Genomic DNA, 25,350 nt, shown 5'->3' on the forward strand with positions numbered 1-25,350 from the left:
CAAACCAGATTCTGCTACGGTCGTCGCATCCGGCCATTCGAGGAGGAGTGAGCACATGAGTCGCGAGGCGCTCTTGACCGCACGGGCACACACCGTGCCGCAACTGGAAGAGACGGCGTGGGAGCTGCGCCGGCTGCTGATGCAGCTGAGCCACAGCTACAGCGGACCGATCCACGTGGGCGGGGACCTCTCGGCCGCCGACGTCTTCACCGCGCTGTTCCACTACGGCCTCGCGGTCGACCCCACCGACCTCGCCAACCCCGCGCGCGACCGCTTCGTGCTCAGCAAGGGTCACGCCGCCGTGTGCATGTACCTGACGATGGCCCAGCGCGGGTTCTTCACGATCGACTCGATCTTCGACACCTACGGGCAGCTCGACAGCGCCTACGGCATGCACCCGTGCAAGGTGCAGCTGCCCGGCGTCGAGGCCTCGACCGGCTCGCTCGGCCACGGACTGCCGCTCGCCGTCGGCATGGCGCTCGCGGCTCGGCAGGGAGGTGAGCCGCACCGCGTCTTCACCCTGCTCGGCGACGGCGAGACCGGCGAAGGCTCGGTGTGGGAGGCGGCGATGGCCGCCCGCAGCAACCGCCTCGGCAATCTCGTCGCCGTCGTCGACCGCAACCGTCAGCTCATGACGACCCACGACGAGGAGCTCGTCGTGCTCGAGCCGTATACGGACAAGTGGGCGGCGTTCGGCTGGAACGTCGTGCACGTCGACGGCCACGACATGTCGGCGCTCGTCGACGCGATCGACGCGCTCCCCGCACCCGACTCGCAGACCCCGACCGTCCTGGTCTGCGAGACCGTCAAGGGCAAGGGCGTCGACTTCATGGAGGGGCAGATCGCCTGGCACGCCGGCTCGCTGACGGATGCCGACCTCGAGCGCGCGCTGGCGTCGCTCGAGGCGACCCGCCCCGCACTCGCAACCGAAGGGATCCGCTCATGACGACCGCGACGACCGGAGACATGCTCTCCTCACGCTCGGTGATCGGCTCGACGCTCGCCGACCTCGGGGAGAGCAACCCCGACCTCTGGGTGCTCACTCCCGACATCGGCGGGTCGCTCGGCGCATTCCGCTCGCAGTTCCCCGACCGCTTCGTCGACGTGGGGCTCGCCGAGCAGGCGTGCGTGGGCGTCGCCGCCGGGCTCGCCTACGACGGCAAGACGCCCGTCGTGTTCGGAATGCTCCCGTTCCTCAGCATGCGCGCGCTTGAGCAGGTGCGCACCGACGTCTGCTACCCCAACCTGCCCGTGAAGATCGTCGGTTCGCACGGCGGGCTCGTCGGCAACGGCGGCTCCACGCACTACGCCGTCGAGGACATCGCGCTGATGTCGGCGCTCACGAACATGACGGTGACGTCGGTCGCCGACCCGCTGATGGCGGGCGAGGTGCTGCGCGCCTCCATGGAGCTCGACGGCCCGCTGTATCTGCGGATGGGCGTTGGCAAGTCCGATCCCGTGCTCTACGAGCCCGGCAGCGTCGACGTGACGATCGGCAAGGGGATCGTCGCCCGTGACGGCGGGGATCTCACGATCCTGACGCACGGCACCACGGTGCGTCAGGCGCTCGACGCCGCCGACATCCTCGCGGCCGAGGGCATCGAGGCGCGCGTCGTCGACATGTTCACCATCAAGCCGCTCGACGAGGAGCTCGTGCTCGCGAGCGCCGCCGAGACCGGCCGCATCCTCGTGGTCGAAGACCACCTCGCCTACGGCGGCCTGGGGTCGCGCGTAGCGGATCTGCTCATGGACCGCGGCGCGGGCGCCGTGGCGTTCGAGCGTCTCGGCATCCCGCAGGTCTACGCCGGCTTCGGCCCGGACGAGGCACTGCGCGAGAAGCACGGCTACGGCCTGACGCAGACGATCGCGACCGCGCGGCGCCTCGTCCGCGGTGAGGAGGCCGGACGATGAAGACGGTCGCCGTCACCAAGGTCGGGCGTCTCGCCGACCCCGACGAGGACGCGCGCGGCACGGTCGAGGTCATCGACTTCCCGCGCCAGCCGCTGGGCCCCGAGGACGTCCGCATCCGCATCGCCTACTCGTCCATCTGCGGCTCCGACCCGCACGTCGCCGAAGGATTCTTCCGGCGCGACGTGCCCTTCGGTCTCGGCCACGAGGTGTCGGGTGTGATCGTCGAACTCGGCGAGCGCACGACGCGGTCGGGCCTGAGCGTCGGCGACCGCGTCGCCTGCAACTTCCTGAAGTTCTGCGGCGTGTGCCGCCCCTGCCTCGACGGACGCCAGCAGTTCTGCGAGAACCTCCGCAACGAGTACCGCCGCCCCGGCATGAGCGAAGAGGTCGTGTGGCACGAGTCGCAGGTCTACCGCCTGCCCGACAGCGTCTCGCTGCTCGAAGGGTGCCTGCTCGAGCCCACCTCGATCGCGGTGCGGATCGCCGACAAGGCGCGCATCCGCGTCGGCGACCGCGTCGCCGTGTGTGGCGGCGGCCCGATCGGCCAGCTGGCGCTCCAGGTCCTGAAGATGTCGGGCGCCACGAGCCTGACGATGATCGAGCCGATCGCCGAACGGCGCGAGATAGCGCTGGCCACCGGCGCCGAGCACGTGATCGATCCGATCGCCGAGGACCAGGCCGCCCGCGCGGACGAGATCACCGACGGACGCGGGTACGACCTCGTCGTCGACGCGTCGGGCTCGCCCCGTGCCGTGCGCGGGCTGCTCGACCTCGCCACCAAGGGCGGCACCGTCGTGTACGGCGCCATGTACCCGCACGACTACGAGCTGCCGCTGAACCTCGCCGAATACCTCTACCAGCGCGAGCTCACCCTCACCGGGGTCTTCGTCGCGCCGTACGCCTTCCCGCGCGCGATGCAGATCCTGCCGCACCTGGAACTGGCTGAGCTGACGCGCGCGGTCTTCCCCCTCGAAGACGCGGCCGAGGCGTTCCAGGTCCACCTCAGCGGGAAGCATCCCAAGGTCGTGCTGAAGTGCAACGACCTCGACGACCTCGACCTTCAGTGAAGACAGGAGAACCACGCATGAGACTCGACGGCAAGGTAGCCATCATCACCGGCGGCGCGGGCGGCATCGGCCACGCGACCGTGCGGAAGTTCCTGCGCGAGGGTGCCAAGGTCGTCGTCGCCGACCTCGACCTCGAGCGGGCCCAGTCGGTCGTGGACGAGGCGGATGCCGACGGCTTCGCCGGGTCCGCCATCGCCGCGCGCGTCGACGTGTCGAGCTACCCCGACGTCGTGGCGCTCGTCGCCCGCACGGTCGAGGAGTTCGGCCGTCTGGACGTGATGTTCAACAACGCCGGCATCGCCGGGGGCCGTCCCCTTCTCGAGCAGAACCCCGAGAAGGACTACTACCCAATGATCCGCATCGACCAGGACAGCGTCTACTTCGGCATCCTCGCCGCCGCGCACCAGTTCGTCGCGCAGGACTCCCCCGGCGTCATCATCAGCACGTCGTCCATCTACGGCGAGTCGGCCGCCGAAAACGCGATGGTCTACGGCGCCGCCAAGGCGGCCGTCATCTCGTTCACGCGATCCGCGGCGTACGAGCTCGGTCCCCGCGGCATCCGCGCCGTGGCCATCACGCCGGGACGCGTCAACACGCACATGATCCAGCGACTGGGATCGGAGCTCGGCGAGCTCTTCAAGTCGCAGCAGGTCAGCGGCAAGCTCACCGAGCCCGAGGAGATCGCGAACACCGTGGCCTTCCTCGCCTCGGACGACGCCTCGGCGATCAACGGCACCGTCGTGCATGTCGACGAGGGCTACTCCGCCTTCAAGCAGCGGTTCGCGCCGCCCCGGTTCGACTGATGCGCGCCATCGACGACGCGCCGCTGGATGTCGCGTGCCAGCTCGGGATCATCGGGCCGGGGCTCGACCCCGCGCTCCTCGAGCGGGCGCTGCCGCGCCTCGCGGAGGCCGGGTTCCGGCGCGTGGTGCTCCCCCGCATCGCGCCCGACCACCCGGTGGACGTCACCCGCATCCGCGGCCTGCTCGCCGACAGCGGCCTGGCGCCGATCGGCATGGCCGGCCAGACGCCCGACGCGGACGTCGGATCGTCGGATGCCGACGCCCGCAGGCGCGGCCTCGCGCTGCTGCGGCACGCGCTTGAGACGACCGAGCGCCTCGGCGGCGACCAGCTCAACGGCGTGCCGTACGGGCCGTACGGCAAGGCCGATCAGCCGCCCGGGCCGGGCGCGTTCGAGCGGGCGGCGAGCGCCGCCGGCACGGTCGCCGACGAGGCGCACGAGCGCGGGATCACCATGACGTTCGAGGTGCTCAACCGCTACGAGACGGCGATGGTGAACACGGCCGCGCAGGCGGTCGAGTTCATCGCCGCGAGCGGCTCACGGCACCTGCGCATCCATCTCGACGCCTTCCACATGTCGATCGAAGAGCCCGGCATCCCGGCCGCGATCCGCACCGCACTCCCCCACCTCGCCTACGTCGAACTCGGCCAGTCGGGGCGCGGCGCGCTCGGCGACGGCGTGATCGACATGGAGGCGACGATCGCCGCCGTGCTCGACGAGGGCTACGACGGACGCTGGGGCATCGAGGCCTTCACGCGGAGCCTTCTCCCGGCTCCCGTCGCCGATCGGCTGGCCATCTGGCGCGAGCCGTACGCCGACGGACTCGCCCTCGCCGAAGACGCGCAGCGCGTGATCCGCAACGGATGGGCGCACAGCTCGGCCGGCCGGCGGGCGCTGCGCGAACAGCGCGCGGCGGACGCACGCGAAGGAGCGGCAGCGGGCCTTTCGGTGCGGTAGCGTCCGAGTATGCGGGCGGAACGATGACGCTGGAGCTCCGGCAGCTCGAGTACGTCCTGGCGACGGCTCGCGCCGGATCCTTCTCGAAGGCGGCGACCGACCTCGGCCTCGCCCAGCCGTCGCTCAGCGCCGCGGTCGCCCAGCTCGAGACCGAGCTCGGTGTGCGCATCTTCGAGCGCAGCTCGCGCGGCGTGGTCCCCACGGCCGTCGGCGCGTACGTCGTGCGTCAGGCGCAGCGCGTGCTGCGCGACGTCGACGAACTGCGCTCGACGGTCCGGTCCATGGCGAGCGGGGCGACGGGTGCGATCACGTTCGGCGTCGTGCCGGTGCTGGCGTGGCAGTCGGCTCCGGCGATCCTGCGCGCCTTCACCGAGGCATGGCCGGATGCCGACCTGTCCGTGCGCGAGCGCAACGCCTCCGAGATCATCGAGCTGCTGATCGAGGGGGCGATCGACGTGGGCATGGTGGCGACCGCGTCGAGTTCGCACCTGAAGGAGTTCCACCGCGGCGTGCTGGTGGTCGAACCTCTCGGGTCGGTCAACCTCATCGCGGCGCTGCCGTCGACCTACGCCGACAGCCCCGACCCGATCCCCCTCGCGGCGTTCGCCGACGACGAGATCGCGATCCCACCGGCGTCGACGCGCACGTTCGGGCTGCGCTCGGGGCTGCTGCGCGCGTTCGATCAGGCGAATCTGCCGGCGCCGAAGGTGAGGGACGTGCCGTCGCTGTTCGAGGCGATCCCCCTCGCGATGGCCGGCATCGCCGTCGCCATCATCCCCGAGGGGATGCGCGCGGCGATCACCTCACCGGACCTCGTGCTGCGGTCCATCCACAACGGCCCCGCCCCGCTCGAGATCTCGCTCCTGCGCCGCGCGCGCAACACCTCACCGGCTGTCAGCCGGTTCGCGCGCATCGCTCGCGACACCATGCGCGGCCGCGGCGGGAAGCGCCCCTCCGCGCAGTGAGATGACTTCGAGGTCCTCGGGAACGAGGAACCGCCCGGGGAAGGACTCGCCGCTGCGCAGCCACAGGTCGCGCGGCGCACCGCGCGGAACGAGGTGGTGAAGCGCCAGCTGGCGGGCACCCGCCGCCTCGGCGATGCGCATCGCATCGACCGGGGACGTGTGCGCCGAGTAGTGGTGGTCACGCACCGCGCGGGCCGAGTCGTCCCGCGTCTGCTCGTACTGCTCCTCCACCCACGCGAAGTCCAGCGCCTCGTGCAGCAGCAGGTCCGCGTCCCGCGCGAGCCGGATCATGTTGTCGGTCGGGCCGGTGTCGCCCGAGATCGCGACGACCCCGTCCTCGGTCTCGAACCGGTAGCCGAAGGCGGGAGCCATGGGCGCGTGCTTGACCAGCACCGCCGACACGCGCACCGCATCGTCCTCGAAGATGACGAACGGCTCCATGTCGGGCGTCGGGTTGTCGTTGGGGTGGAACCCCGCCGACGTCGGGATCTGGATCTCCTGCGGGGAGAACCAGTCCAGCGGCGTCGGCTTCAGCGAGTCGAGCAGCCGGTCGTTGATGTCCGTCGCGAATCCGCGCAGCAGAAGGTCGACCGTGTCGATCATGCCCGGAGTGGGGTTCTCGGGGAACACCGGCTTCAGCGCTCCCGATGCCCGCGGACTCAGCCGCGGCAGCACGCCGCGCGGCCCGGGGCCGACGACCGGGATGCGGTGGGTCGGCGGGATCGGCATCCGCATGATGCCGAACACCATGAGGGCGCCGAGGTCCACGATGTGGTCGGAATGCAGGTGCGTGATGAAGACGCCCCGGAGGCTCCCGAACGGCAGGCCGGCACGCACCATCTGACGCCCGACGCCGGAGCCGGCGTCCACGAGGTAGGTGCGATCTCCGACGACGACCGCCGTGGCGATGCCGGTGCGCTCGCCGTCGACGCCCCATACGGGGCCGCCGGCGGTGCCGAGGGTGATGACGTGAGGTGCCGCGGTCATGCGCGCACAGCCCGGACGTTCTGCGTGACCGGCTTCTTGGCCTGCTGGATGAGGTCGAACACCTCGGCTCGCAGCTCGCCGAAGCGCGGCAGATTCTTCGTCTCGACCTGGTGGCGCTGCGCCGGAAGATCGACGGCGATGTCGCGAGCGACCTGCGCCGGCGCACCCGAGAGCACGATGACGCGGTCGCCGAGGTACACCGCCTCGTCGATGTCGTGCGTGACGAAGAGCACCGTCATGCCCAGGCGCCGGCTCATGTCGAGGACGAGGTCCTCGAGCTCGATCCGCGTCTGCGCATCCACGGCCGCGAAGGGCTCGTCCATGAGGAGCACGTCGGGCTGGTAGGCGAGCCCGCGCGCGATCGCCGCACGCTGCTGCATCCCTCCCGACATCTCCCACGGGTAGAGCTTGCCCTTGCCGGCGAGACCGACGTTGACGAGCGCCTCTTCCACGAGCGCGGCACGCTCGGCCTTGGGGAACTTCGCCTTGTGCAGCGGCAGCTCCACGTTCTTCTCCACCGTCATCCACGGCAGCAGGCTCCGGGAGTAGTCCTGGAAGATGACGGCGAGCTTGGCGGGCGGCTCGGTGACCGTCTCGCCCTCGAACACGACCTGCCCCGACGTGGGGCGGGTCAGGCCCGCGATGCACTTCAGGAGCGTGGTCTTGCCAGAGCCGGACGGGCCGACGACGCAGACGAACTGGCCGGTGTCCACGGCGAAGTCGACGCCGTTGAGGATCTGCGCCGTGGTCTCGCCCGAGACGTAGGCCTTGCCGAGGTCTTCGACCGCGAGGACGTGTTGCTGAGACATGAGAGAACTCACTTTCACTATGACCTGGGGCTACGCCGCCCCGGTCGCTTCCCGCATCCGGATCTGCCAGCGCAGAACCCGACGCTCGATGACGACGAACACCGACGTGAGGAGGTAGCCGAGCAGGCCGAGCATGATCGTGCCCGCCCAGGTCTGCGGCACCTGGAACAGCTGCTGGGACTCCAGCACGAAGTAGCCGAGGCCGCGGGTGGCTCCCACCATCTCGCTGACGACGATGAGGATGATCGAGATCTGCAGCGAGATGCGGTAGCCCGCCACGATCTGAGGGCCGGCGCTGGGCAGCACCACCTGCGAGATGATCTGCCACGGCGTGAGCCGGTAGGAGCGGGCCATGTCGCGCACCTGCGTGTCGACGCTGCGGACGCCGTCGATCGTGTTCAGCAGCGTCGGCCACACCGCGCCGATCGCGATCAGGGCGATGCTCATCGAGTTGCCCAGGCCGAACAGGGCCAGGACGATCGGGATCAGCGCCGGCGACGGCAGCGACCGGAAGAAGTTGATGATCGGTGCGAGGAACGCTCGCAGCACGGGGCTGCGCCCGAGGATCACGCCGAAGACGGTTCCGGCGACGAGGGCGATGGTCAGACCGGCGACGAAGTTCGCGAGTGTCGGGAGCAGGTCCTCGACCAGGCGCGGACCGAAGATCCACTGGCCGACGATCTCGTCGACGATCTCCGACAGCGGCGGGAAGTACAGCGAGGGGTTGGTCTCGCTGGTGAACCACCACAGTGCGATGATCGCGACGGGCAGCCACGCCCGCAGCAGGAAGACGTGCAGGTGATGACGCAGGTCGAGGCCGTTCATGACGACACCCGCTCTCGCTGCGACGCATGCCAGAACAGCAGCGGGCCGTTCAGCGCGGCGATCACGCCGTTGAGGGCGAGCCCGAGCAGACCCATCGCGACGATCAGGGCGTACATGCGGTCGAGCAGTCCGTTGACCTGAGCCGTGGAGAGCATGGCGCCGAGGCCCGGGATGCCGATGATGTACTCGGTGACGATCGCCGTGACCAGCGCCATCGTGATCGAGATGCGCAGCCCCGTCATGGCGAAGGGCGTCAGGCTCGGGATGACGATGCGGAAGGTCCGCTGCATCGGGGTGAACCGGTAGACCCGAGCCATATCGAGGGCGACCCCCGAGACCTCGCGCAGGCCGTAGACGAGCTGCGTGAGCATCGGCCACAGGGCGGCGAAGACGACGAGGAACAGCTCCACAGCCTTGGTCGGACCCCAGATGAGGATCGTCAGCGGGATGAGCGCGACCGGCGGGATCGGCTTGAGGAACTCGAGCACGAACCAGGTCGACTCGCGGAAGAACGTGCTGCGGTGGATCGCCATCGCCAGCGGAATCGCGATGGCGATGACGATCACGACACCGAGGAGGGCGACGGTCACGGTGGCGAGCACCGCACCCCAGAAGGTCGTGTTGATCAGCAGGGCGCCGAAGCCGACGGCGACGTCCAGCGGTGGCGGAACCGCCCGCGGGGACAGCGCGCCCGTCATGCTCGCGATCTGCCAGATGGCGATGATGGATGCCAGGCCGGCGGCTCCGAGTGCGAACTCGGCGCGGCGGGTCAGCTGGCGCGGGCCGCTCGATCGCGGGCTCGCGAGGCGAGGGCTGCTCGTCGGGGCTGCAGTGACCATGTCGACACTCCTCTCTGTCCGGTGATGTCAGGGACCCGGGTATCGCGGCGGGCGACTCGTCGCCGCCCGCCGCGCCCCCCGGTCAGGGCAGCCAGACCATCTCGGTCGCGTCGGGCTCGTTCGCGATCAGCCCCATCTCGAGCATCGCGTCGGCCATCGCCTGCACATCTGCGGGCTCCACCTCGCCGCGGAAGCCGGGCAGGTAGATCGTGTCTGCGACGGCCTGGTCCAGATCGAGCTCCTGGACGAGGAGCGCACGCACGGCGTCGGGGTTGTTCTGCGCGTATTCGTTGGCGTCGATCATCGCGTTGCGCATGGCCTCGGCGATGTCGGGGTTGTTCGTCAAGTACTCCGTGCTGGCGACGAGCACCGCATCGGTGAACTCGGCGGGGATCACGTCGATCCCCGGAGCGCGGTACGCGTTGAAGGCCGCGACGAAGCCGGCGTCGGCCGCTGCCGCCCGGAACGGCTCGGATGCGATGATCGCGTCGACCTGCCCGTCCTCGAGGGCGGGGATCTGCTCGTTGAGGTTCATCACGACCCAATTGATGCCGTCCGGCGCGCCGCCGTCGGCGAGGTAGTTGGCCATCACGCCGACGTACGGACCCGAGCCGACGGCGTTGACCGCGACGGTCTTGCCCTCGAGATCCGCAGGCCGCGTGATGTCGGTGCCTTCGGCGATCATGACCTGGTCGTCGCCGAGCGTCGGGTCGGCGGGCTCGGCCTGCACGCCGGCGACGATCTGGATCGGCAGGTCGTTGTCGATCGCGGTGATGATCGGCGCCGTGGCGGCGTTGGCGAACTGCATCTGGCCGTTCAGGAGCGAGGGTGCGGATGCCGCGAAGTTCGGCGACTGCGTGATCGTGACGTCGAGGCCGTACTCCTCGAAGATTCCCTGGTCCTCGGCGATCCACAGCGGCACCGCGGCGGTCGTGAACACCGCTCCGACGGTGATCGGCGTGAGGCCGTCGGTGGATGCCGATGCGGCATCGCCGGCCGGATCATCCGACGTGCAGGCGGCGAGGCTGAGCGCCAGCGTCGCTGCGCCAAGGGTGAGAGCCATGCTGCGGATTCGTGCCGCTGCGTTCATGGGCGAACTCCTCTTCGTGTTCGTGTCGGTCTTCGGTGACCGGATTCGCGTCATCGCGTGAAACCAGCGTGCTGGGTCGGCCGCTGACGCGGAAGCCGTCGATTGCCTGCCTCGGCCATAGGCACTGGCTATGGCCGAGGTGCCGTCGCCGCCGGCTCGCCGCGCGCGACGAGCCGTGTCGGGCGCGACTCCGCCGCGTCCCCCGAGGCGAGGCGCCCTGCGCCCCTAGGATGAGCGCAGAGCGACGGGAGGGCCGAGGCGTGGAGCTCGAGGACAAGGCCGAGTTGATCGACCCGGACACCAACGCCCGCTTCCGTGATCAGATCCAATCCACGGTCTCGGCCCTGTCCAACACCGTGGCGCTCCGGGGTCTGGTGGCGATGGGCGCCGGGACCGTGGTGCTGCTCCTGCCGGACGCCACCACGAACCTCGTGACGCTCATCCTGATCGTGCTCCTCGGATTCAGCGGGCTCCAGGACCTGTTCTACGCCGTGAGCGGGCTCCGCTGGTTCGGTCGCCGCATCAACCGCTGGCTCGCGACACCCCGCGGCATCGCGGCGATCGCGCTCGCCGCCGCGATGGCCCTCCTCGCGTACGCCGGGGTCGGCGAACTCACGCTCGCCCTGCTGGTCGGGCTGGTCGGCATCTACATCGGCATCCGCGGCGTCGTCTCCATCACGGCAGCGCTGCTCAAGCGCAGCCAGCGCGATCCCCTCCCCGGCCTCGCGGGCGGGTCGCTCGCGGTCATCGTCGGGGTCCTGGCGTACATGGTGCCGACATCCATCGTCTCCACCGTGATCATCGCCGGCGCGGTCGGCGCCCTTCTGGTCGGGCTCATCCTCGTCTCGTGGAGCCTGCGGCGGGACGCCCGCGGCTCCGGGATCGACCCGGCGACGGCCTCGATCGCGGAGGTGCTGTGGGACTGGATCGACGGGTCCGACGTCGGCCGCAAGGAGCGGGCGGAGCAGGCGACCGGACTCTATTTCGAGGAGCCGCAGCGTCTCACGAAACTCGGCACGTGGTGGGTCATGCTCATCCTCTCGGTCGCGATCGCCACGTTCGCCGTGCTGCAGGACTCCACGGCCGTTGTCATCGGAGCCATGCTGGTCGCCCCCCTGATGACGCCCATTCTGGGGTTGGCGGGCGCCCTCGTGAACGGGTGGGGGCGACGTGCGATCGAGTCCGCGGCGCTCGTCGCCGGCGGTGCGGTCGTGTCGATCACGCTCGCCTACGGCCTCGCCGCGTGGGCTCCCATCGCAATCTCGTTCTCCTCGAACTCGCAGATCACCTCGCGCGTGAGCCCGAACACCATCGACATGCTCATCGCCCTCGCCGCGGGCGCCGCAGGCGCGTTCGCGACCGTCAACGCCCGCGTGGCCAGCGGCATCGCGGGCGTGGCGATCGCGGTCGCGCTGGTCCCGCCGCTCGCGGTGGTCGGCGTCACCCTCAACGGCGGGCGGGTGGAGGACGCCGGCGGCGCGACCCTGCTCTTCCTCACGAACTTCGTCGCGATCGTCCTGTCGGCGGCGCTGGTGTTCATCGTCACCGGATTCGCCCGCCCGTACGCCCTGCGCAACCGCCCTCGACAGCTCCTCCAGACCGTCACGCCGTTCGTCGCCCTCGCCGGCATCATCATGCTGCCGCTCATGCTCACGTCCGAGAGCGTGCTGCAGACGCAGAACCGCGAGCGGGACGCCCAGGGGACGGTCGAGGAGTGGCTGGGCGAGGACACCGAGTTCGTCGTCACCGATGTGACGGTGGCCTCATCCGAGGTGCAGGTCGTCATCACCGGTCCGGGCGATCCGCCCGACACCTCCGAGCTGCTCGACGCGCTTCAGGACGACTTCGTCGAGCCGGTGGGTCTCGAGCTCACCGTCGTGCCGGTCGATGTCACCGTGATCCCGGCGCCCCCCGGCTGACGCCGCACGCGCACGGCCCTCGCCGTCCTGATCGGCGCGTCAGCGCAGGTCCGCGGACAGCGGGGACATGCCGGACTCGCTCCGCAGCGCGGGCATCACCTCGGTGCAGAACAGCTCGAGCGACCGCCACGATCCGCCGGGCAGGGCGATGAACCCGTCGATGCCGCCGGCGTCGCGACGCCGGAGCACCTCGTCGACGACGTCGCGCGGCGTCCCGCGCACCGTCCAGTGGCGTGCGCCCGTCCCGTCGTCGCCGGCGAGAGCGTCGGCCTCGGCGCGCGTATCGGCGATGTACATACTCAGCCCGGGCAGCGCACGGACGGCATCCGCGCTCCGCCCGTGGTGGACCGCGCGGTCGCGTAGCGTCCGCCGCAGGGAGGTCGCTGCTGCGTCGGGGTCCGCCGCCGCCGCGAAGAAGCCGTCGGCCCACCGGGCGGCAAGGTCGAAGGCGGCCGGCGATCCGCCCGCGGTCAGCAGGGGCGGCCGCGCGTCGGTCGGCGCGGGGACGCCGAGGGGGCCCGCGACCGGCAGCGGAGGATCGACGATCGGCGCGACGCGCTCGGCGTCGGCGAACACGCCGGACTCCCGATCGATCACCAGCGCCTCGCGGGGATAGCTGCGCCACAGCGACTCGACCAGGCCGATCACGTCCGCGGCCCGGGCGTACAGCTCGGACCGGTCGGGCGCCGGCGTCTCGAAGTTCTCCTGCCCGCCGAGCGACGTGACCACGTTCCACCCCATGCGCCCGCCGCTGAGCGCATTGAGCGTCTGCAGCTGCCGCGCGATCAGATACGGCGGGTGGAACGTCGCCGACACCGTCGGGACGAGGGTCGCCGACCGGGTCGCGGTCGACAGCGCCGACAGCAGCATGAGCGAATCCAGTCCGCTGAAGCCGGGCGCGCGCGAGATGTTCGCGGGGTCCAGCGTCAGCGCGTCCGGCAGGAACAGGAACGCCACGCCGGCGTCTTCCGCCGCGCGGGCCGCGTCGCGGTGGAACGAGAAGGCGAACAGCTCCTCGGCGCGGCTGTCGTCTCGCCGCCAGCTTCCGGCGCGCAGCCATGTCGGCGACAGAGCGAAGCCGACGGTCAGGTGGGACGGAGCATCCGGAGCGGTGGTCGTCATGCGGCAGCCTCGCGCAGGGAGGGCGCGCCGCCGGCGGCGCGGTGCTGCGTCACGCGGTGCAGCGCGTGAGGGAGCCCGGCCGCCCAGCAGGCAGGGTCGTGCCCACCGTCGAACTCGACGTAGGCGAGGTGGTCGCACCGTCCGGCGAGGACGTCGCGCAGTCGGCGCGTCGGGTCGAGCAGCACCCACTCGTTCGTCCCGACCTCCAGATGCACCCGCCCCAGCCGCGTCGCGCTCTCGTCGATCGTGCGGCTGAGCCATTCCGCGGGCTCGCCGCCCTGCGGATTCGGCCACCAGAACGAACCGGACTGGCACACCGAGGCGCCGAACCGACCGGGTTCGAGGCACTGCGCATAGAGGGCCGTGAGGCCGCCGAGCGACTGCCCCGCGATCGTGGTGCGGTCGGCGGTCGCCGCGACCGGAGCGCCGAGTACGCCCGGCGCGGCGTCGATGAGCTCGACGATGTCGGCGATCAGTCCGGGGTTGCACGTGAGGTCGGCGACGCGCGCCTCGAGGGCCCCGTGGCCGAGCACCAGCGTCGCGGTGGGCGGCACGACGCCGGCAGCGGCCCAGGCGTCGAGCAGGCCGGGGTCGTCGTCCAGCCAGCGGTCGCCGTCGAGGAGGACCAGGACGTCCCACCCCTCCGGCCCCGGATCGAGGTCCGGCACATGCCACCGCGCGGCGCGGCGTGGATGCGGCGCACCGATCACGCGCCCCGGCGACGGCCGCGTCGGCATCCGCCACTCGGGCGGAGCTTCGGGACCCGCCGCCGCGGAGCCGAGCAGGCTGCGACCGGTCGCATGAGGGTCGGGGCGACTCATCCGCAGCAGGTCGTACCAGGCGTGGAGGGACGGATGCCGCGAGGCGCCCGCCACCGACAGCGATCGGCCGCGGCGGACGTCGAGCTCGGCGAGTTCGGCATCCGTCAGGGCGAGCGCGGTGCCGTCGTCGACGGCGAGCGCGTAGGTGCCCCGCCAGCCGGCGCCGAGACGGACGGTCAGCGCCCAGACGTCGGTGCCGGGCACCCGGCGGAGCAGGGCGTCGGCGAGCGTGGTGTCGTCGACGAGCTTGTTGATGATGAGAGCGACGCGTCTCGCCTCGCCCCGGTGCACGAAGGTGTAGTCCCGCAGCGGACCGTCGCCCTCGACCAGGGGCGTTCCTACGGCGACGACGCGGTCCCAGAACGCCTCGATCGCGGCCGGGGTGGGATCCGCGGCGAGTGCCTGCACCGCCGGCGACTCGCCCCGCGAGAGCCCGGCCGAGCGCGCGGCGTGCGGGGGAACGGCCCGGCGGCGCGGTCCCGCCTCGGACGGCGGCGTGGTGAACGGGTTCATGCCTCGCCCGTCCGCCGGTCGCGCGGGATGACGAGCGGCCGGCCGTTCTCGGGGTCTGCGATGACGCGCGCGTCGAGGTCGAACACGTCGCGCAGCAGGTCGGGGGTCACGACGTCGTGCGGCGAGCCCTGGGCGACGATGGCGCCGGCGCGCATCGCGACCATGTGGGTCGCGTAGCGGGCGGCGAGGTTCAGGTCGTGCAGCACCGCGACGAGCGTGCGGCCCGACTCGTGCAGACGCGCGCACAGGTCGAGCACGTCGATCTGGTGCGAGATGTCGAGGTAGGTCGTCGGCTCGTCGAGCAGGATCACCGGGGTCTGCTGCGCCAGGGTCATCGCGATCCACACGCGCTGACGCTGACCGCCCGACAGTTCGTCGACGTAGCGGTCGGCGGCGTGGAGCATGTCGACTTCGTCGAGCGCGCGGGCGACGGCATCCTCGTCGGCGGCCGACCACTGACGCAGCAGATGCTGGTGCGGGTACCGGCCGCGCGCGACGAGGTCGGCGACGGTGATGGCGTCGGGGGCGATCGGCGACTGCGGCAGCAGGCCGACTTCGCGCGCGACCTCCTTCGTCGGCATCCGGTGGATGCTCTTCCCGTCGAGCAGGACGCGGCCGCTGGACGGCGCCAGCATCCGCCCCAGCGAGCGCAGCAGTGTGGACTTGCCGCACGCGTTGGGTCCGATCACGATGGTGAACCCGCCGTCGGGGACGTCGAAGGACAGGTCCTCGACGATGACGCGCGGACCGTAGCCGAGCGTGACGGCGTCGGCGGTGAGCGTGGAGGTCATGAGGTGTTCTCCTGGGGTTGGGGTCGCCCGCTCACGCGCGTCGCGCGAGCATCCAGACGAGGTAGACGCCGCCGAGCAGCGCGGTCACGGTGCCGACGGGGGTGCGCAGGCCGATGTCGACGGCCTGCGACAGCAGGTCGGCCGTCACCAGCAGGATCGCCCCCAGCAGGGCGGAGGTGAGGACGTGGACGCCGCCGCTGCGGACCAGCCGCCCGACGATCTGCGGGGCCGCCAGCGCGATGAAGGCGATCGGACCGGTCGCGGCCACGGCGACGCCCGTCAGCAGAACGCCGAGGATGACCGCGATGAAGCGCGTGCGCTCGACGCGGACGCCGATCGAGCCGGCGAGGTCGTCGCCCATCTCGATGAGGGTCAGGCGGCGCGCGACGATCACGATCGGGACGATCAGCACGAGCACCGCCACGGTGACGCTCCACGCGTGCGGCCAGCCGCGGCCGAGCAGCGACCCGGCGAGCCACTGCTGGGCGCTGACGGCGCGGTCGAGCTCGGCACGCACCACGAACAGCGCGGTGATCGCCGAGGCGATCGCGCCGACGCCGATGCCGACGAGCACGAGGCGGAGCCCTCCGGTGATGCCGCCGCGACGTGCGAGCCCGTAGACCAAGAGCGCCGTGACGAGTCCTCCGGCGATGGCCGAGAGGGCGGTCGCGACGACGTCTCCCCCGAACACGGTCACCTGGATGACGGCGCCGGCGGCGGCGCCGCTGGTGAACCCGATGATGTCGGGCGAGCCGAGCGCGTTGCGCGACACGCTCTGGAACACCGCTCCGGCGATGCCGAGCGCGCCGCCGACCGTCGCGGCCGTGATGAGGCGCGGCAGCCGGCGGCCCTGCACGGTGCGCACCGCCGGGGCCTCGCCCTGCCCGAACAGCGCGGCGACGACCTCGGCAGGCGAGAGCGCGAGGGTGCCGTGGGTCAGCGTGACGAGGCCGGCGGCGAGGAGCACGGCGATCGCGGCGATCCCGACCCAGAACGAGCGGGGACGGATGCGGACGGTGATCGGTCCGGCCGACACCACCCATGCGCCGGTGATCGAGCGACGGCCCAGGGGGGACGGCGTGCGCGACGGGGTCGGGGTCATGGTCGCGGTCACAGCGCCGCCAGCCGTCGAGAGCGCACCAGGGCGACGAAGATCGGACCGCCCAGGATGGCGGCGGCGATGCCGGTCTGAAGCTCGGCCGGCGCGACGATCCAGCGGCCGAGCACGTCGGCCAGCAGCAGGAAGGCCGGGGCGACGGCGAGCACCCCCGGGAGCAGGAAGCGGTGGTCGCCGCCGACCGCCATGCGCACGATGTGCGGCGCGGCCAGTCCCACGAACGCGATGGGGCCCGCCGCGGCGGTCGCCGCGCCGGCGAGCAGGACGACCGCGATCGCGGCTCCCGCGCGCGTGAGCGCGGGGCGCGAGCCGACGCCTCGGGCGATGTCGTCGCCCATCGCCATCGCGTTCAGCGGACGCACGAGCAGGATGCTGAGGACGACGCCGACCGCGACGAACGGCGCGATCATCGCCGCGACATCGAGGCCGCGCCCCTGCAGGGAGCCGACGGACCAGTACCGGAACTGGAAGAACAGCGTCTCGTTGCTGAGCAGCACGAGATCGGTGGCCGCCGCGACGGCGACCGAGATCGCCGCTCCCGCGAGCGCCATGCGTGCCGGCGTCGCGGCGCTGCGATGGGCGGTGCCGAGGAGATACACGGCGACGGCGGCGACGGCGGCGCCCGCGAAGGCGAACCACACGTACCCGGCGGGGTCCAGGATGCCGAAGACCGCGATCGCGGTGACGACGGCGGCCGCAGCGCCGGCGTTGACGGCGAACAGGCCCGGGTCGGCGAGCGGGTTGCGCGTGATGGACTGCATCATCGCGCCGGCGAGGCCGAGCGCGAGTCCCACGAGGATGGCGAGCACCGCGCGCGGCACGCGCGAGTGGACGACGATCACGTGGCTGGTGTTGCCCGGGTCGTACGCCGTGAGGGCGTCGATCACGACCGGGACCGGGATCTCGCTCGACCCCAGGGCGAGCCCGCCGACACCGCACACGAGGATCGTGATCGCGGCGGCGGCGATCAGCAGCGCGAAGCGCCGCGACGCTCCGGCCGCCCGCCGAGTGGCGGCCGACCGGAGCGGAGAGCGTGCCGGGGTGACCGAGGTCACGCGCCGAACTGCTCGACCAGGTAGTCCACGAGCAGGGTGGCGCTGTAGTAGTCGAGGCGGAACGAGGTCACCGGCACGATGTACAGCTCGTCGTTCGCGATCGCGGGCTGGTTCGCCAGCAGCGGGTCGGCGATGATGGCCTCGGTGGGGTCGCCGCCGACGGGGATCGCGAACAGCGTCTGCACGTCCTCGAGCACGACCGGGGTGTTCTCGGCGGTGAAGAAGGAGGCATCCGCGCGGGTCTGCGAGGCGAGCTCGGTCGGGACCTCGAGGTACTCGAAGCCCAGGTCGGCGAGGATGGCGCCCTGCGGGCTCTCGGGCATGAACAGCCCGATGCCGTCGGCGCCCTGGTACGTGATGAGCGCCGAGTCGCCGTCGGGGACCTCGATCTCGGCCGCCTGATCGGCGACGTACGCGTCGAAGGTCTCGACCACGGCGGCGGCGTTCGCCTCGAGACCGGTCGCCTCGCCGAGGATCTCGGTGAGCTCGGTCCAGGGCGCTGCGCCGTAGTTGAGCATGACCGTCGGGGCGATCTCGCTGAGCTGCTCGTACGCCTCGAGCGTCGAGTCGCCGCCGATCGTGGAGCCGATGATGAGGTCCGGCTCGTACAGCTCGATGGCCTCGAGGTCGAGCTCGAGGTTCGGGTAGAGCACCTCGACGCCGCGCTCGGCGGCGACATCCGCCCACTGCGTGAAGAAGCCCTGGTCGTCGGTGAGCGGGTTCACCGACGTCGCCGCCGACGCCGCCAGCGGCGCATCGATCGCGAGGAGCGAGCCGGTCAGCGAGACCGAGGTCGACACGATCACGAGCGGCTGCTCGGCGATCTCGGTGGTGCCGGCGTCGTGCTCGATGACGCGGGGCCAGTCGCCGGTCGTCGTCGCGGTCTCATCGGACTCGGTGGACTCGGCGGCCGAGGCGGCACAGCCGGCGAGGGCCAGAGCAGCGATGGCGACGATCGCGGCAGCGGTCGAGCGCAGGGTGGAGCGCACAGGTTTCTCCTTCGGAATTGTCGGGGTCCCATTCAGGTGCAAGGGATCCGAGCGACAAATATAGGGAAGGCTTACCTAACTTCGCAAACGCGAGACGCGCCGTCGCGCGCGAGCCTCATGGCGCAACACTCTGGGGCATGAGGCGGCGGTTGTGCCGGCATCCGCCCTCTGATCAGGCACTTCTGCGGGTGGCCGCCGACCGGCGGCCACCCGCGTCTCGACGGCGCTCTACTCGCCGAAAGCCGCCTCGCACGCGGGCGCCACGGTCTCGAGCAGTGCGGTCGCGCCGTCGATGTCGTCCTGGGCGATGAGGTCGATCGCGCCGATCGATCCTCCCGCGCACAGCTTCGCCAGATCCGCGACCGCGAGCGCCTGATCGCGCTCGGCCTGAGCCGTCTCGAGGTCGCCCTGGGCCTGCTCGAGAGCCGTGTCGGCGGACTCCAGCGCGGCGGCGGCGTCGGTGACCTGCTGCTCCGAGACGTTCAGTTCGCCGGCGGCGACCCCGAGCGCATCCACGGCCTGGGTGAGAGCTGTCGCCGCCTCCTCCGTCAGCTTCCCCGCCTGCTCCTCGAGGTCGGCGTTCTGCGCCTCGAGGTCGGCGACCTGCGCGGTGAGGTCACCGCGTTCCTGCTCGAGAGCGGCCACCTCCTGAGCCGCCGAGTCGCTGTCGCTCTGCGCCCCCGTGAACAGGACGATCGCCCAGATCGCGAACCCCACCGTCGTGACGGCGAAGATGGCGGTCATGACCTTCCACGCGGTGGAGGGGTCGCGCCGCGATGAGACGAAGGTGCCCTCGCCCGGAGGCGGAGCGGCGGCAGGAGGCGCAGCGGGAGGCGCAGCGGGCGCTGCCGGCTCCGGCGCCGGCTGCGCGACGGTGGGCGGCTCGGGCGCGGGCGGCTCGGGCGCCGGCGGTCCCGAGGCGGGAGCCTCGGACGTGGGCTGATCGGGTGCAGACGCCCCGGGCGTGGAGTCCTCGGGCGTGGGCTGATCGGGTGTCGACATGACTCTCCCCATTGATCCATGTGGTGCTCCGCATGGCGCCCGGTCACCGTCGGGCACGCGGGCGCTCGAATGTGCGCGACGGTATCGGGGCTGGCGGCACCCTGCAAGGGGGGTCGACGCGCGTCCGAGATCAGGGCGTCGCGAATCGCTCCAGGTCGACGCCCTTCTCGGGCAGCGCCGTCACCGGCTCGGAGATCCCCGAGAACCCGCCCGTCGCCTCGGCGAAGTCGACCAGGTTCGCCGGTTCGTAGCCGCCGCCCTGATAGTGGTTGACGGCGCTGCTGGCGATCCGCACCGACAGCGCCCGCTCATGGGCGAGGCGGCGCAGCCCGCGGTCGAACATCTCGGCCTGCTTGCGCGCGCCGAGCTTCATCTTCAGCGTGAGCACCAGGTTGTGGATGCGGAATCCGAACGACAGCGGATTGTGCCGGATCGGGTCGGAGCCGCTGTTGACGTAGCGCTCGAGCAGGGGCGCGTCGAATGTCAGGCCAGCCTCGTGCGCCTCGCGCACCATCCACAGCAGGGCGGTGTCCGACAGGCCGGTCTCGCTGTACCCGCCGCCGATGTCGGAGTGGGCGCCCTCGAACCACACCTGCTTGACGCGCTCGTCCTCGGTCGGGGTGCCGGGCGGCGCATCGTCGGGGATCTGCCAGAAGGTGGGGGCGAAGATCAGCCGCGTCTCGTCGATCGCGAGCGCCTGGCGCGCGCGCACCACCGACCCGCCCAGTTGGACGTCGTGGAACCGCGGGCTCCGCCACCGGAAGCCGGGGACGCCCAGGGCGCCGACGGTGTCGAACACCCCAAGGAAGTGGACCTTCGCCGCGTGGCAGTGGTCGTGCTTGAACTCCTCGACGCTCGCCCCGAAGGCGCCTTCGGGCAGTTCCTTGCGCTGGTACATGTGGACCGCATCGCGGAGTCTGTCCTCGACGAGCGACTCCTCGGTGAGCAGGCCCACGCGCCCGATCATGCCGGCCAGAGAACGGGCGGTGTACGCGCCGCGGCTGAACCCGAAGATGAAGATCTCGTCGCCGGGCTCGTAGTTCTGCGCGAGGAACCGGTAGCAGGCGATCACGTTGTGGGAGAGGCCGAAGCCGAACGCGCCGCCGAGCACGCGGTCCGCCGCGTAGCTGCCGCCACCGACCCCGCTGATGTAGTAGACGAGCTGGTACACGCCACCCGCCGGCGCCGGGTCGTTCTGAACCGTGCGCGCGATCTTCGCGACGTTCGTGACGTCCTTGTTGTCGGGCTTGTTCCAGGTCCCGTCGCAGCACACCACCAAGCGCTTCACAGCGCCCATCCTGCCGGACGCCATCCCGGCCCACCAGAGCGGGCTCCTCGCTCGCCGACAGCCATGACAGGGTGGAAGGATCCCCGGATGCATCACCAAGGAGATCGCATGCAGACCCGCTCACTCGGCCCCTTCACCGTCTCGGCCATCGGGCTGGGGGCGATGCCTGTCTCGATGAACATCGAACAGCAGTACCCGGCGCGCGAGGACGCGATCGCCACCGTCCACGCCGCGCTGGACGCCGGCGTGACCCTCATCGACACCGCGGACATCTACGCGCCGTCGTGGGAACGGATGGGACACAACGAGCAGATCGTCCGCGATGCCCTGAACTCGTGGGAGGGGGACACCTCGAGCATCCTCGTGACGACCAAGGGCGGCATCACCCGCGGCGAGGGCGAGTCATGGGGGCGCGACGGCTCGCTCGGCTATCTGCGCGCGGCTGCTCAGAGGTCTCTCGTCAACCTCGGGGTCGACGTCATCGACCTGTACCAGTACCACCGGCCCGACCGCTGGATGGTGTACGGCGAGATCATGGAGAATCTCAAGACCCTGCAGGCCGAGGGGCTGATCCGCCGGATCGGCATCTCGAACGCCAGCGTCGAGGAGATCGAGATCGCGCGGCAGGTGCTCGGCGAGGGCAACCTCACGAGCGTGCAGAACGAGTTCTCGCCCTGCCACCCCGGCAGCTACGACGAGCTGCGCTACTGCGAAGAGCACGGCGTCGCGTTCCTCCCCTGGAGTCCGCTCGGCGGCACGGGCGGACGGGGCCGCTCCATCGGCGAACGGTTCGGCGTCTTCCGCGAGATCGGCGACGTGCACGGAGCGAGCCCGCAGCAGGTCGTGCTCGCGTGGGAGCTCTCGCTCAGCCCCGTCATCATCCCGATCCCCGGCGCCCGCCGGCCCGAATCGATCGCCGACTCCGCCCGCGCCTCGGACCTGCAGTTGACCGAGGACGAGCTCGACCGCTGCGACGCCGCGGTCGGCATCGAGCGGTGAGGCACCGAGTGAGCCGACGCCCCGCCACGCCCGCGAGGATGGGGACATGCAGCTGACCGACGCCGGGATCGCCTTCGTCACCGATCGGCACCTCGCGACCCTGTCGACGATGGCGCCCTCGGGTCTCATCCATGCCGTCGCAGTCGGCTTCACGGTCGATGGCGGCATCGTTCGGATCATCACGAGCGACGGCTCGCAGAAGGTGCGCAACATCGAGCGCGATGGCCGCGCGACGGTCGCACAGGTGGCCGGCCCCTCGTGGCTGAGCATCGCGGGGCGCGCCGTCATCGAACGGGACGCGGATGCCGTCGCCCAGGCCGTCGCCCTCTACACCGCCCGCTACCGGCCGCCGCGGGTGAACCCTCGTCGTGTCGTGATCCGGCTGACCCCCGAGCGCATCCTGGGTTCGGCCGGGCTCATCGCGCGAGTTGACTGAGCGCTTCCGCCGGCTTCCAGCACGTCGACGCGCATCTTCACGAACGCTTCACACTTCTCACCTCAGTGCCTTCATCGGCACCGGGTTCTCTGGGACATGAACAACCCCAGAACCACTTGAGGTGAGACAGATGAACACCACCACACGCACGATCGGCGCCGTCGGCCTGAGCGCCCTCGCCACCCTCGGGCTGGCCACAGCCGGCGCTGTCGCCGCGTCCGCGGCCCCGACGTCGACCACGATCGCCACGAGCGTCACCGCCGAGGACGATCTCGCCGAAACGCTCGCATACATGCGCGACGAGGAGCGCCTCGCCCGCGATCTCTATGCCGCGATCGCCGAGCTGTACGACGGTGCTCGCCCGTTCAGCAACATCACGAACAGCGAAGACCACCACTACGACGCCGTCGGCGTGCTGCTCGAGCGCTACGACATCGACGACCCGTCCGACGGGATGTCCGCCGGCACGTTCGTCGACGAGGAGCTGCAGGCGATGTACGACGACCTGCTCGCCGAAGCCGAGACCTCGCTCGCCGCCGCGTACGAGGTCGGGATCACCGTCGAGGAGACCGACATCGACGACCTCGAAGCGGCGCTCGCCGCCGACTTCCCCGACGACGTCGACGCGGTGCTCGAGAACCTCCTGAACGGCTCCGAGAACCACCTCGCAGCCTTCACCGCCGCCGCCGACGGCACGACGGCCGGAGGCACCGGGGTGGGCGGCCGGTCCGGCAACGGTCAGGGCATGGGCGGCAACGCCCAGGGCAACGGCAACGCCCAAGGGAACGGCAACGGCAACGGCCACGCCCAAGGAAACGGCAACGGCAACGCCCAAGGGAACGGCAACGGCAACGGCCACGCCCAAGGAAACGGCAACGGCAACGGCAACGGCAACGGCAACGCTCAGGGCAGCGCGAACGGCGCCGCGGTGAGCACCCGTGCCGACGGCGAGTGCCTCCTCATGCAGTAGCCCGCTCGGTCACGAGGCCGGCTGGGATCACCGAGATCCCGCCGGCCTCGTTCGCGTCGTGACGACGGCGTCGGTTCCCGGCGTGACGACCGCAGTCACTCGCCGGACGTGGAGGCGGCGTCCGCGCGCAGCGGCATCCGAACGGTGAACGTCGCCCCCTGCCCACGGCCCTCCGAGCGTGCGGTCAGCTCGCCGCCGTGGGCCCGCACGATGCCGCGGGCGATCGTCAGCCCGATGCCCGAGCCGCTGCCGTCGGCGCGCCTGCCGGGCACCCGGTAGAAGCGCTCGAAGACCCGCTCGAGGTCCTCGGGGGCGATCCCCTCCCCCGTGTCGGCGACCGCGACCACAGCGCCTTCGGACTCCGCGCCGACGCGCACGTCGATCGCTCCACCCCGAGCGGTCGCGCGCATGGCATTGCCCACGAGGTTGGTGACGACCTCTGCGATGCGGTCGGCATCCACGTCCACGGGAACGGCCTGCTCCCCCGCGCTCACCGTGAGCCGGATGCCGGCGTCATCGGCCTGGCTGCGCAGCCGCTCGGCGGCTCCGGAGACCACCGAGCGCAGATCGGCCGGCGCCGAGGCCAGGACCAGTCGCCCCTCCTCGGCGCGCGAGAGCGCGGACAGATCGTCGGAGAGGCGCCGCAGCCTCCGGGCCTCGTCGCTGACCTTGCCCAGTTCCTCGGGCGTGGCGGGCAGGATGCCGTCGATCATGCCCTCCACGTGCCCGTCGATGATCGTCAGCGGCGTGCGCATCTCGTGGGCCACCTCTCCGAGGAGCCGCGTGCGCCGCTGCTCGGTCTCGGCGAGCGCGCTGCCGAGCGTGTTGACGTCCTCGGCCAGAGCCGCCAGTTCGCTCTCGCGCGGGGGCGTCACCCGCGCCTCGTAGTCTCCGGCGGCGATCCGCCGCGTCGCCTCCGACATCTCGTGGAGCGGGCGCGCCAGGCGCGCGGCGGCGAACACGCCGGCCGCCGCGGCGGCGAGCACGCCGACGGCGAGGCCCACCGCGAGCGCCTGCGTCACGGCATTCGTCACTTCGGCGTTCAGCTGCTCCCGGTACCCCTGCCCGCCGGTGCCCGGGCCGCCCTGGCCGCCGCCGAGCCCCATCTGCCGGTCGAAGATCAGCGGGGTTAGGAGGCGCACGACGAGGAACGTCGCGAGTCCGCCGAGCACCGCGACGACGAGGTGGGAGAGCACGAGGCGCGTCCGCAGGCGATTCATCGGCCCTCCTCGGGGCGCAGCAGGAACTTGTAGCCGACGCCGCGCACGGTGCCGATGATCCGCGGATCGGCGGCGTCGTCGCCGAGCGCGCGCCGGACGCCGCGGATGTGCACGTCGACCACGCGCTCGTCGCCGTAGAAGTCGTAGCCCCAGACCTCTTCGAGCAGCTGCGCCCGCGAGAACACCCGTCCGGGCGAGGCCGCAAGCGCGTGGAGCAGATCGAACTCGAGCGTCGACAGGATGATCTCGCGACCGTCGACCACGAGCTCGCGCCGCTGCTCGTCGAGGGTGAGTCCCGCGAATCGCAGGACGTGGTCGTCCGCCGCGGCGCCTGGCGGAGCTGCGTCGTCGCGCATCCGGCGCAGCACGGTGCGCACGCGCGCCGCGACCTCGCGGGGGCTGAACGGCTTCGTGATGTAGTCGTCGGCGCCGGTGGCGAGCCCGATGAGGGTGTCGGCCTCCTCGGCGCGCGCCGTGACCAGGATGACGTAGACGTCGGAGGTCCGACGGAGCGTGCGGAGCACCTCGAGTCCGTCGAGATCCGGCAGGCGGATGTCGAGCAGGACGAGGTCGGGCGCCGTGCCGTCGGTGGCGAGGATGCGGTTCAGCGCCTCCGCGCCCGTGTCCGCTTCGGACACCACGTTGCCGTCGGCCTCGAGGTAGGCCCGGAGCACCGTGCGGATCTCGCGCTCGTCATCGACCACGAGCACTCGGCGAGCCATCTGGCGACCTCCTCCGCCTGCGATCTCCCCCTACGGTACCCGCGGGCTCGAGCGCGCCGATCTCTCCGCGCCGACGGGGGTCGAACGCCATGATGCCGCGCCCCCAGCGAGACGCGGCATCACGGCGCCGCGGG

Annotated in this window: 25 protein-coding genes; 10 read left to right on the forward strand and 15 right to left on the reverse strand. The window is 71.3% G+C overall.

Going from position 1 to position 25,350, the window contains the following annotated elements:
* The first annotated feature begins 55 nt into the window (after positions 1-55).
* The 6 genes from HD594_RS00730 to HD594_RS00755 are packed head-to-tail and all read left to right on the forward strand — an operon-like array spanning position 56 to position 5,702.
* Complete coding sequence (locus HD594_RS00730) at positions 56-946, forward strand: transketolase (RefSeq protein ID WP_184749111.1); 891 nt, start codon at positions 56-58, stop codon at positions 944-946.
* On the forward strand, positions 943-1,911 hold the full coding sequence (locus tag HD594_RS00735) for a transketolase family protein (protein ID WP_184749112.1): 969 nt from the start codon (positions 943-945) through the stop codon (positions 1,909-1,911). The genes HD594_RS00730 and HD594_RS00735 overlap by 4 nt, the downstream gene beginning before the upstream one ends.
* Positions 1,908-2,978, forward strand: coding sequence for a zinc-dependent alcohol dehydrogenase (locus HD594_RS00740; RefSeq protein WP_184749113.1), 1,071 nt, complete (start codon positions 1,908-1,910; stop codon positions 2,976-2,978). Before HD594_RS00735 ends, HD594_RS00740 begins: the two co-directional genes overlap by 4 nt.
* Positions 2,979-2,995: 17 nt before the next feature.
* On the forward strand, positions 2,996-3,781 hold the full coding sequence (locus tag HD594_RS00745; protein WP_184749114.1) for an SDR family NAD(P)-dependent oxidoreductase: 786 nt from the start codon (positions 2,996-2,998) through the stop codon (positions 3,779-3,781).
* A complete protein-coding gene (locus HD594_RS00750; protein ID WP_184749115.1) occupies positions 3,781-4,737 on the forward strand; it encodes a sugar phosphate isomerase/epimerase family protein in 957 nt (318 codons plus the stop codon). Before HD594_RS00745 ends, HD594_RS00750 begins: the two co-directional genes overlap by 1 nt.
* 23 nt (positions 4,738-4,760) lie before the next feature.
* Positions 4,761-5,702 (forward strand): LysR family transcriptional regulator, encoded by a 942-nt coding sequence (locus tag HD594_RS00755; RefSeq protein ID WP_184749116.1) that lies wholly within the window; start codon positions 4,761-4,763, stop codon positions 5,700-5,702.
* Here the strand turns inward: HD594_RS00755 and HD594_RS00760 are convergent.
* The 5 genes from HD594_RS00760 to HD594_RS00780 form a co-directional block, all read right to left on the reverse strand.
* Complete coding sequence (locus HD594_RS00760) at positions 5,622-6,689, reverse strand: MBL fold metallo-hydrolase (RefSeq protein ID WP_184749117.1); 1,068 nt, start codon at positions 6,687-6,689, stop codon at positions 5,622-5,624. The two genes, HD594_RS00755 and HD594_RS00760, sit on opposite strands and share 81 nt — an antisense overlap.
* A complete protein-coding gene (locus tag HD594_RS00765) occupies positions 6,686-7,498 on the reverse strand; it encodes an ABC transporter ATP-binding protein (RefSeq protein WP_184749118.1) in 813 nt (270 codons plus the stop codon). The genes HD594_RS00760 and HD594_RS00765 overlap by 4 nt, the downstream gene beginning before the upstream one ends.
* A gap of 30 nt (positions 7,499-7,528) precedes the next feature.
* On the reverse strand, positions 7,529-8,323 hold the full coding sequence (locus HD594_RS00770; protein ID WP_184749119.1) for an ABC transporter permease: 795 nt from the start codon (positions 8,321-8,323) through the stop codon (positions 7,529-7,531).
* Positions 8,320-9,162, reverse strand: coding sequence for an ABC transporter permease (locus HD594_RS00775; RefSeq protein WP_184749120.1), 843 nt, complete (start codon positions 9,160-9,162; stop codon positions 8,320-8,322). The genes HD594_RS00770 and HD594_RS00775 overlap by 4 nt, the downstream gene beginning before the upstream one ends.
* Before the next feature lie 82 nt (positions 9,163-9,244).
* On the reverse strand, positions 9,245-10,225 hold the full coding sequence (locus tag HD594_RS00780) for an ABC transporter substrate-binding protein (protein ID WP_184749121.1): 981 nt from the start codon (positions 10,223-10,225) through the stop codon (positions 9,245-9,247).
* Positions 10,226-10,512: 287 nt separating this feature from the next.
* On the opposite strand from HD594_RS00780, the gene HD594_RS17780 reads away from it, so the two are divergent.
* Positions 10,513-12,171, forward strand: a complete 1,659-nt coding sequence (locus HD594_RS17780; RefSeq protein WP_184749122.1) for a DUF389 domain-containing protein — start codon at positions 10,513-10,515, stop codon at positions 12,169-12,171.
* Between the two features lie 39 nt (positions 12,172-12,210).
* Here HD594_RS17780 and HD594_RS00790 read toward each other — a convergent pair whose 3' ends face one another.
* From HD594_RS00790 to HD594_RS00825, 8 genes are all read right to left on the reverse strand, one after another.
* Positions 12,211-13,293, reverse strand: coding sequence for an LLM class flavin-dependent oxidoreductase (locus HD594_RS00790; protein WP_184749123.1), 1,083 nt, complete (start codon positions 13,291-13,293; stop codon positions 12,211-12,213).
* Positions 13,290-14,627 carry an enterochelin esterase domain-containing protein gene (locus HD594_RS00795; RefSeq protein ID WP_184749124.1) on the reverse strand — a complete coding sequence of 446 codons (1,338 nt, stop codon included), beginning with the start codon at positions 14,625-14,627 and terminating at the stop codon, positions 13,290-13,292. Before HD594_RS00795 ends, HD594_RS00790 begins: the two co-directional genes overlap by 4 nt.
* Positions 14,624-15,418, reverse strand: a complete 795-nt coding sequence (locus HD594_RS00800) for an ABC transporter ATP-binding protein (protein ID WP_184749125.1) — start codon at positions 15,416-15,418, stop codon at positions 14,624-14,626. Before HD594_RS00800 ends, HD594_RS00795 begins: the two co-directional genes overlap by 4 nt.
* 31 nt (positions 15,419-15,449) lie before the next feature.
* Positions 15,450-16,520 carry a FecCD family ABC transporter permease gene (locus HD594_RS00805; protein WP_184749126.1) on the reverse strand — a complete coding sequence of 357 codons (1,071 nt, stop codon included), beginning with the start codon at positions 16,518-16,520 and terminating at the stop codon, positions 15,450-15,452.
* Positions 16,521-16,528: 8 nt separating this feature from the next.
* A complete protein-coding gene (locus HD594_RS00810; RefSeq protein WP_184749127.1) occupies positions 16,529-17,590 on the reverse strand; it encodes a FecCD family ABC transporter permease in 1,062 nt (353 codons plus the stop codon).
* Positions 17,587-18,579 carry a Fe2+-enterobactin ABC transporter substrate-binding protein gene (gene fepB, locus HD594_RS00815; protein ID WP_184749128.1) on the reverse strand — a complete coding sequence of 331 codons (993 nt, stop codon included), beginning with the start codon at positions 18,577-18,579 and terminating at the stop codon, positions 17,587-17,589. The genes HD594_RS00810 and fepB overlap by 4 nt, the downstream gene beginning before the upstream one ends.
* Before the next feature lie 228 nt (positions 18,580-18,807).
* The gene (locus tag HD594_RS00820; RefSeq protein ID WP_184749129.1) at positions 18,808-19,581 is read right to left on the reverse strand and encodes a hypothetical protein; all 774 of its coding nucleotides are present in this window, start codon (positions 19,579-19,581) and stop codon (positions 18,808-18,810) included.
* A gap of 130 nt (positions 19,582-19,711) precedes the next feature.
* Positions 19,712-20,869, reverse strand: coding sequence for a DUF2235 domain-containing protein (locus tag HD594_RS00825; protein WP_221446519.1), 1,158 nt, complete (start codon positions 20,867-20,869; stop codon positions 19,712-19,714).
* Between the two features lie 108 nt (positions 20,870-20,977).
* On the opposite strand from HD594_RS00825, the gene HD594_RS00830 reads away from it, so the two are divergent.
* The 3 genes from HD594_RS00830 to HD594_RS00840 all read left to right on the forward strand — a co-directional run bounded on the left by HD594_RS00830 (position 20,978) and on the right by HD594_RS00840 (position 23,274).
* Entirely contained in the window at positions 20,978-21,868 is an 891-nt protein-coding gene (locus HD594_RS00830; protein ID WP_184749131.1) for an aldo/keto reductase, read from the forward strand.
* A 46-nt stretch (positions 21,869-21,914) separates the two neighbouring features.
* Positions 21,915-22,304 (forward strand): TIGR03618 family F420-dependent PPOX class oxidoreductase, encoded by a 390-nt coding sequence (locus HD594_RS00835; protein ID WP_184749132.1) that lies wholly within the window; start codon positions 21,915-21,917, stop codon positions 22,302-22,304.
* 130 nt (positions 22,305-22,434) lie between these two features.
* On the forward strand, positions 22,435-23,274 hold the full coding sequence (locus tag HD594_RS00840; RefSeq protein ID WP_184749133.1) for a ferritin-like domain-containing protein: 840 nt from the start codon (positions 22,435-22,437) through the stop codon (positions 23,272-23,274).
* A gap of 95 nt (positions 23,275-23,369) precedes the next feature.
* Here the strand turns inward: HD594_RS00840 and HD594_RS00845 are convergent, their stop codons facing one another.
* Both HD594_RS00845 and HD594_RS00850 read right to left on the reverse strand, forming a co-directional pair.
* Positions 23,370-24,494, reverse strand: a complete 1,125-nt coding sequence (locus HD594_RS00845) for a sensor histidine kinase (protein ID WP_184749134.1) — start codon at positions 24,492-24,494, stop codon at positions 23,370-23,372.
* The gene (locus HD594_RS00850) at positions 24,491-25,216 is read right to left on the reverse strand and encodes a response regulator transcription factor (RefSeq protein WP_184749135.1); all 726 of its coding nucleotides are present in this window, start codon (positions 25,214-25,216) and stop codon (positions 24,491-24,493) included. Before HD594_RS00850 ends, HD594_RS00845 begins: the two co-directional genes overlap by 4 nt.
* Positions 25,217-25,350 lie beyond the last annotated feature (134 nt).

The sequence above is a fragment of the Microbacterium thalassium genome, assembly GCF_014208045.1.
GTDB classification, from domain to species: domain Bacteria; phylum Actinomycetota; class Actinomycetes; order Actinomycetales; family Microbacteriaceae; genus Microbacterium; species Microbacterium thalassium.